The organism is Kineosporia sp. A_224 (assembly GCF_002198655.1).
Taxonomy (GTDB): domain Bacteria; phylum Actinomycetota; class Actinomycetes; order Actinomycetales; family Kineosporiaceae; genus R-H-3.
The window spans coordinates 1-6,660 of the sequence record NZ_MWLN01000183.1 but is presented as its reverse complement, the minus strand read 5'-3'; the positions used below and the strand labels follow the sequence as shown (position 1 = coordinate 6,660).

The window sequence follows — 6,660 nt, the reverse complement described above, 5'->3', positions numbered from 1 at the left end:
CGACCGCCCGCCGCCGGACCGCCGCGACGACGAGGATCTTGGTCCGGCGCGCGGCGGCCCGGCGGCGGGCGGTCGGCGTGCTCCGGGCGATCGCGAGGGCGGCCTCTTCGACCCGGCCGCTCACCCGGTCACCGGCGAGCTCGGCGGCGGTCGCGGCCTTCGCTGCGGCGGTCTCCCGGGCCGCGAGCCCGGCGGCCGCGGCGGCACCGACGGCCTCGACGATCCGCGGGAGCAGGTCCTCGACGATCCGGTCCCGGGCGGCGTCCACCGCGGGGGCGACCCGGTCGGCCGCGGCCTCGACGCGCGGCTGGGCCGCCTGCAGCCCCTTCTCGAGCCGGGCGGAGCCGAGCTCGACGGCATGCGCCGCCTGCTCGCGTGCCACCTGGACGGCGTGCTCGACGACCGGGACCAGCCGGTCGCGCAGGTCGGCCGCCTGGGCCGACGCCTCGACGCGGTTCTTGCTGAACACGGTGTGCTCCCCTCGGACGGTCCGCTCGGACGGTCTGCCTGCCATCCTCTCCCGCTGCGGCGAAGTCGCCAGTGCTGCTGGTCCCGCCGCTGGTCCGCCGCCGGTCCCTGCTGCCGGTCCCTGCTGCCGGTCCCTGGACGGCGTGACAGACTGGCGGGCGATCAGACGGCGCCGTCGCCGCACCCGACGGCGCGAATCCCGCCCGGGCTCCGACGTCCGGGCCGACCGAAAGGCCGCGAGACGTGAGCGAGCAGCTCCCCTCGACCCTGCATGCGACGCTCCACACGAACCGGGGCGACATCAAGCTGGTCCTGTTCCCGAACCACGCCCCCAAGACCGTGGCCAACTTCGTCGAGCTCGCGGAGGGCACGCGCGAGTGGCGCGACCCGAAGACGGGCCAGCCGACGCACAGCAAGTTCTACGACGGCCTCGGCTTCCACCGGGTCATCGCCGGCTTCATGATCCAGGGCGGCTGCCCGCTCGGCACCGGCACCGGCGGTCCGGGCTACGACTTCGACGACGAGATCCACCCGGAGCTCCAGTTCAGCAAGCCGTACATCCTCGCCATGGCGAACGCCGGCAAGCGGATGGGCAAGGGCACCAACGGGTCCCAGTTCTTCGTCACCGTGGGCCCGACGCCGCACCTCAACACCAAGCACACGATCTTCGGCGAGGTGGCCGACGGCGCGAGCCGTGCCGTCGTCGACGCGATCGCGAGCACCCAGGTCGACCGGTCGGACAAGCCGACCGAGCCCGTCGTCATCAACTCGGTGACGATCGAGCGCGGCTGACCAGCACCCCTGCACGACCTTCGACGCGTACGACGCGGCGGCGTCCGGTGAACGGATGCCGCCGCGTCGTCGTTGAGCGGTGGTACCCCTCGGCCGGACACCGGCCTGTCGACAACAGACCAGCCCCCTCACCCGACGGAGCAGGACGACGATGAGCGCAGTCCCCGGCGACGCCCCGCAGGCGGGCCAGGACGCCGTGCCGGTGTGCCCCCGGCACCCCCGCCGCGAGGCCTACGTGCGCTGCCAGCGCTGCGAGCGACCGGTGTGCCCGGAGTGCCAGCGGCCGGCGGCCGTGGGCATCCAGTGCGTCGACTGCGTGAAGGAGGGCGCGAAGAGCATCCGCGGCGCCCGGACGGTGCTCGGCGGCCGCGCCGGGCAGGAGCGCCCGATCGTCACCCAGTCGATCATCGGGATCTGTGCGGGCCTGTTCGTGCTGCAGTGGGTGACTGGCGGCCTCGTCACCGACAACCTGTCGTTCTGGCCGCCCGTCGCGCTCAGCGAGCCGTGGCGGTTCGTCACGGCCGGGTTCCTGCACTCGACGTCGTTCCTGCTCCACATCGCCTTCAACATGTACATCCTGTGGATGATCGGGCCGTACCTGGAGAACATCCTCGGCCGGCTCCGGTTCACCGCCCTGTACCTGCTCAGCGCGATCGGCGGGAACGTCGGCTACTTCCTCATGGTGCGGCCGGGCGGCTTCGACTCCTCGTGGAACACGTCGACCCTGGGCGCCTCGGGTGCGGTGTTCGGGCTCTTCGCCGCCCTGTTCGTCGTCAACCGCCGGCTCGGCCGGGACAGCAGCGGCGTCGTCGCGATCGTCGTCCTCAACCTCGTCCTGGGGTTCCTGCCGCTGCTCGGGATCAACATCTTCGGCGTGGGCATCGCGTGGCAGGCGCACCTCGGCGGGCTCGCCACGGGCGCGCTCGTCGCGTTCGCGCTCGTCAGCACGCCCCGGGAGCGGCAGAAGGTGCTGCACCCGGTCGCCTTCGCGGCCGTCCTGCTGCTGCTCGTCGCGCTCGTGCTCGTCAAGGCCGCGACGGTGCCCGCCGGGCTGCTCGTCTGAGCCGTCCCCGGCCTGGCGGGTCCTTCTCGTCGTCCCCCGTCGTCCCCGTCGTCCACAAGGGCGCGGACCCCGCAGGGTCCGCGCCCTGTGCTTTGAACGGGCCCGACGGCCCGGTTGTCCACAGGCTTGCTCACAGGTGTGGAATTACACGCCTGTGATTCTCCACAGGGTTTCTCCACAGTGTGGGTAACTCCGCGGCCGGCCAAAACGCCGACGGCGCCCGCCTCCCGGAGGAGGGGACGCCGTGCGTGCAGGCGGATCGGAGGGGCGCCGGGCGTCAGCGCCAGCGGGTCGTCATCCCGAAGCCGGTGAGCAGGATGCCGAACCCGATGCCGAGGTTCCAGTAGCCGATGTCCGGCACCGGGTAACGCGTCTCGGTGATGTAGAAGACGACGATCCACACGAGCCCGAGCACGAGCAGGGTGACCATCGTCGGGACGAAGAACCGCCCGTTGACCTTCGGCCCGCTCGACTTGGGCGTCGGCGGGGTGAACGCGGACTTCTTCCGCAGCCTCGACTCGGGCATGTCCGGTTCCTCCAGATGTCGTCTCGGCCGCCGGGGCCGCGCCGCGCCGGACGTTCCCGCACCGGCACCTCTCGTCTAGCGTAATGGCCAGAACGGTCGGACGAGGCAGGGCGGGGCGGATGGACGCGGCAGACGGGCCGGACGGCGGGCGACCGGCGGAGCCCGCCGGCGAGCGCCCGCGCCCGCCGCGGCGCCGCAACCACGTCGCCCGCCGCGGGTTCAACCCGTGGACGATCGGTGTCGTCATCACCGCGCTGCTCGCCGGCGGCCTCTTCGCGCTGAGCGCGCAGGCGTCCGCGGGTACGTCGCTGCGGACCGACCGCGCCGACCAGGCCGCGCTGCTGCGGCGCGCGGACGCGAACAACGAGGCGACCCGCAAGCGGCTCCTCGCCCTGCAGGCCGCCAACAAGCGGGCCGGCGCGCAGTTCGCCCGGGCCGACTCGACGCTCGCGGCGGTCATCGCCGCCGGCGACGCCCTCGCCCCGCAGGGCGGGTTCGCCCCGGTCCGGGGCACGACGCTCGAGGTCACCCTCGACGACGCCCCGCGCGGGCTGCCGGTCCCGGCGGACATCCCGCCGGACTACCTCGTCGTCCACCAGCAGGACGTCCAGGCCGTCGTCAACGCGCTCTGGCGCGGCGGCGCCGAGGCGATGATGCTCATGGACCAGCGCGTCATCTCGACGAGCGCCGTGCGCTGCGTCGGCAACACCCTGATCCTCCAGGGCCGGGTCTACTCCCCGCCGTACCGGATCCGGGCGATCGGCGACTACGCGCGGATGCAGTCGGCGCTCGACTCCTCGCCCGAGGTCTCGGTCTACAAGCAGTTCGTCAACCTCGTGCAGCTCGGGTACGACGTGAAGCAGGTCGGCGCCCAGACCTTCCCCGCCTTCGACGGCGACGCGGACCTGCGGTTCGCCACCCCGCTCCCCGCGGAGACCGCGACGGCGTCGGGCGCGGCGACGTCCTCGGGCACCGGGACCGGCAGCGGGACGGCGTCCGGCACCTCGTCCGGCGGCTGACGGCGGGCGGCCGGACGGCAGAACCGGGCGGACGGCGTCCCGCCCACCGTGGGACGATCGGAGCATGCCGAGCACCCCGCCCACCCGGATCCTCGTCGTCGACAACTACGACAGCTTCGTCTGGACGATCGTCGGCTACCTCGCCCAGCTCGGCGCCGAGTGCGACGTCCGGCGCAACGACGCCGTGACGGTCGACGACGCCGCCGGCTTCGACGGGGTGCTCCTGTCGCCCGGGCCGGGTGCGCCCTCCGAGGCCGGGGTCTGCCCCGACATGGTCCGGCACTGCGCGGACGCCGCGCAGCCGATGCTCGGGGTGTGCCTCGGCCACCAGGCGCTCGGCGAGGTCTTCGGCGGCACCGTGACGCACGCGCCCGAGCTCATGCACGGCAAGGTGAGCCTCGTCCACCACGAGGGCCGCGGCGTGCTCGAGGGGCTGCCGAGCCCGTTCACGGCCACCCGCTACCACTCGCTCGCCGTTGTGGCCGACACCGTGCCCGACGTTCTCGAGGTCACCGGGCGCACCGACAGCGGGGTCGTCATGGGCCTGCAGCACCGCGACCTGCCGCTCTACGGCGTCCAGTTCCACCCCGAGTCCGTGCTCACCGAGGGCGGCCACCGGCTGCTCGCGAACTGGCTCGCGGTGTGCGGGGACGACGCCGCGGTCGGCCGCTCGGAGGGGCTCGCGCCGCTCGTGCGCCGCTGAGCCTGCCCGACGCAGAACGGCCCCCGGTCGCAGGACCGGGGGCCGTTCTGCGTGCTGCCGGGCGGCGCCGTTACGGCGTCGCGGTGTCTGTCGGCGTCGGGGTGGGGGTCGGCTGGGCCTTGGCGACGACGATCGTCACGGTCGAGCCCTGGTCGACCTTGGTGTCCTTCGGCGTCTGCGAGATCACGGTGCCGACCGGCTTGTCGGACGCCTCCTCCGACGACTCGACCGACAGCCCCAGCGCCTGGAGCGCCTTCTTCGCCTCGGAGAACTTCTTGCCGGTGAAGTCCGGCACCGTGACCTGGCCGGTCGAGATGACGAGGTTGACGACGTCGCCCGGGGCGGCCTTGAAGCCGGCCTCGGGGTCGCTCCTGATGACGTCGTCCTTGCTGACGTCCGGACTGTCCTCGAAGGTGATGTCGCCGACCTTGAGCCCGGCTCCGTCGATCGCCTCCCTGGCCCGGGACTGGGTGAAGCCGGCCACGTCGGGCACCGGGACGACGTCCGGGCCGGCCGAGACCGTCAGCGTCACCGAGGCGCCCTTGTCGACCTGGGCGCCGGCGGCCGGGGTGGTCTTGATGACGAGGCCCTTCTCGACCGTGTCGCTCGCGGCGGTCACGACGACCGGGACCAGGCCGGCGTCCTTGACCTGCTTCTCGGCATCCGCCTGGGCGACGTTGACGACGTCCGGCATCGGGATCTGGACGACATCCGGGGTGTCGTTGCCGATCGACTTCGCGACGAAGAACGCGATGAGGCCGAAGACGAGGAGCACGGCGACGAAGAGCAGGGCGTACCCGGCCTTGCGGCCGCCGCCCGAGCCTTCGTCGTCGTCCCAGTGGCCGTCCGGGTCGTTGACCGGCAGGCCGGGCTGGAGCACGCCGGGGGCACCGGGGAGCAGCCCGCCGCCGGGCTGGGCGGTGCCGACGGAGGTCATCGCACGGGTGCCGGCCTGCGGCATGAACTCGGTCGCGGCCGCAGCGGCGGCCGCGCTGCCGGCGCCGGCGTACGCCTGCACCGGGCGCCCGGCGCGGGCGCTGTCGAGGTCCGCCCGGAACAGCGCGGCGCTCTGGTAGCGGCTCTCGCGGTCCTTCTCGAGGGAGTGCAGGACGATCCGGTCGACGTTCTCCGGGATCGCCGGGTTGTAGACGCTCGGCGGCTGCGGCAGCTCGCGGACGTGCTGGTACGCCACGGCGACGGGGGAGTCGGCGACGAACGGCGGCCGCGCGGTGAGCAGCTCGTAGAGCAGGCAGCCCGCCGAGTACAGGTCGCTGCGGGCGTCGACCGTCTCGCCGCGGGCCTGCTCGGGCGACAGGTACTGCGCCGTGCCGATGACGGCCTGGGTCTGGGTCATCGTCGCCGATGAGTCGGCGAGGGCCCGGGCGATGCCGAAGTCCATGACCTTGACGTCGCCGCGCGGGGTGAGCATGACGTTGGCCGGCTTGATGTCCCGGTGGACGATGCCCGCCTTGTGGCTGTACTCGAGCGCCGCGAGCACGCCGGCGGTGATCTCCATCGCCAGACCGACCTCGAGCGGCTGGCCGCCCCGGAGCATGTCCCGCAGGGTCCGGCCCTCGATGTACTCCATGACGATGTACGGCAGCGGGACGACGCCGCCGCCGGACTCGGTGACGACCTCCTCGCCGGTGTCGTACACCGACACGATCGCCGGGTGGTTCAGCGACGCGGCCGACTGCGCCTCGCGCCGGAACCGGGCCTGGAACGTGGCGTCCCGGGCGAGGTCGGTGCGCAGCAGCTTGATGGCGACGGTCCTGCCGAGGCGGGTGTCACGGCCGAGGTGGACCTCGGCCATGCCGCCGCGGCCCAGCAGGTCGCCGACCTCGTAACGGTTGCCCAGTACGCGGGGGCTGGTGTTCACCGGTTCTGTCCCTGTCTCGCGTCGGTCACGGTCTGCTCCTGCGCCGGAACCCCGGCCGGCCCTGTCGTCGTCACGGGGTGGTCCCGCCGTTCAGGCCCGGGGGGTCGACGACGCCGCCGCCCGCGCCACCCACCCCTCCGGTCGCCGTACCCGTCCCCGTGCCGGAGCCGCTGGCCGTGGTCGTCGGGGTGGTCGGGGTGGTCGTCGGGG

The 6,660-nt window shown here is 73.3% G+C and carries 6 protein-coding genes and 1 pseudogene; 4 read left to right on the top strand and 3 right to left on the bottom strand.

What is annotated here, in order from left to right:
- A pseudogene (locus tag EDJALFJO_RS18890) lies at window positions 1-469 on the bottom strand (hypothetical protein); the annotation flags it as partial.
- A 242-nt stretch (window positions 470-711) separates the two neighbouring features.
- On the opposite strand from EDJALFJO_RS18890, the gene EDJALFJO_RS18885 reads away from it, so the two are divergent.
- Both EDJALFJO_RS18885 and EDJALFJO_RS18880 read left to right on the top strand, forming a co-directional pair.
- Window positions 712-1,260, top strand: a complete 549-nt coding sequence (locus tag EDJALFJO_RS18885) for a peptidylprolyl isomerase (protein WP_233149940.1) — start codon at window positions 712-714, stop codon at window positions 1,258-1,260.
- 151 nt (window positions 1,261-1,411) lie between these two features.
- Window positions 1,412-2,323: a rhomboid family intramembrane serine protease gene (locus EDJALFJO_RS18880; RefSeq protein WP_088287868.1), complete on the top strand. Its 912-nt coding sequence runs from the start codon at window positions 1,412-1,414 to the stop codon at window positions 2,321-2,323.
- Window positions 2,324-2,600: 277 nt separating this feature from the next.
- Here EDJALFJO_RS18880 and EDJALFJO_RS18875 read toward each other — a convergent pair whose 3' ends face one another.
- A complete protein-coding gene (locus EDJALFJO_RS18875; protein ID WP_088287867.1) occupies window positions 2,601-2,849 on the bottom strand; it encodes a cell division protein CrgA in 249 nt (82 codons plus the stop codon).
- A gap of 119 nt (window positions 2,850-2,968) precedes the next feature.
- Between EDJALFJO_RS18875 and EDJALFJO_RS18870 the strand changes: the two genes are divergently transcribed.
- Both EDJALFJO_RS18870 and EDJALFJO_RS18865 read left to right on the top strand, forming a co-directional pair.
- Window positions 2,969-3,868 carry a DUF881 domain-containing protein gene (locus EDJALFJO_RS18870; protein ID WP_088287866.1) on the top strand — a complete coding sequence of 300 codons (900 nt, stop codon included), beginning with the start codon at window positions 2,969-2,971 and terminating at the stop codon, window positions 3,866-3,868.
- Window positions 3,869-3,932: 64 nt separating this feature from the next.
- On the top strand, window positions 3,933-4,571 hold the full coding sequence (locus tag EDJALFJO_RS18865) for an aminodeoxychorismate/anthranilate synthase component II (protein WP_088287865.1): 639 nt from the start codon (window positions 3,933-3,935) through the stop codon (window positions 4,569-4,571).
- Between the two features lie 70 nt (window positions 4,572-4,641).
- Here EDJALFJO_RS18865 and pknB read toward each other — a convergent pair whose 3' ends face one another.
- A complete protein-coding gene (pknB, locus tag EDJALFJO_RS18860) occupies window positions 4,642-6,450 on the bottom strand; it encodes a Stk1 family PASTA domain-containing Ser/Thr kinase (RefSeq protein WP_088287864.1) in 1,809 nt (602 codons plus the stop codon).
- Between the last annotated feature and the right edge of the window lie 210 nt (window positions 6,451-6,660).

Excerpts from the sequence above, each read along its gene's own strand:
- EDJALFJO_RS18865 (WP_088287865.1), top strand. The coding sequence starts at position 3,933 with ATGCCGAGCACCCCGCCCACCCGGATCCTCGTCGTCGACAACTACGAC.
- EDJALFJO_RS18875 (WP_088287867.1), bottom strand. The coding sequence starts at position 2,849 with ATGCCCGAGTCGAGGCTGCGGAAGAAGTCCGCGTTCACCCCGCCGACG.
- EDJALFJO_RS18870 (WP_088287866.1), top strand. The coding sequence starts at position 2,969 with ATGGACGCGGCAGACGGGCCGGACGGCGGGCGACCGGCGGAGCCCGCC.
- EDJALFJO_RS18880 (WP_088287868.1), top strand. The coding sequence starts at position 1,412 with ATGAGCGCAGTCCCCGGCGACGCCCCGCAGGCGGGCCAGGACGCCGTG.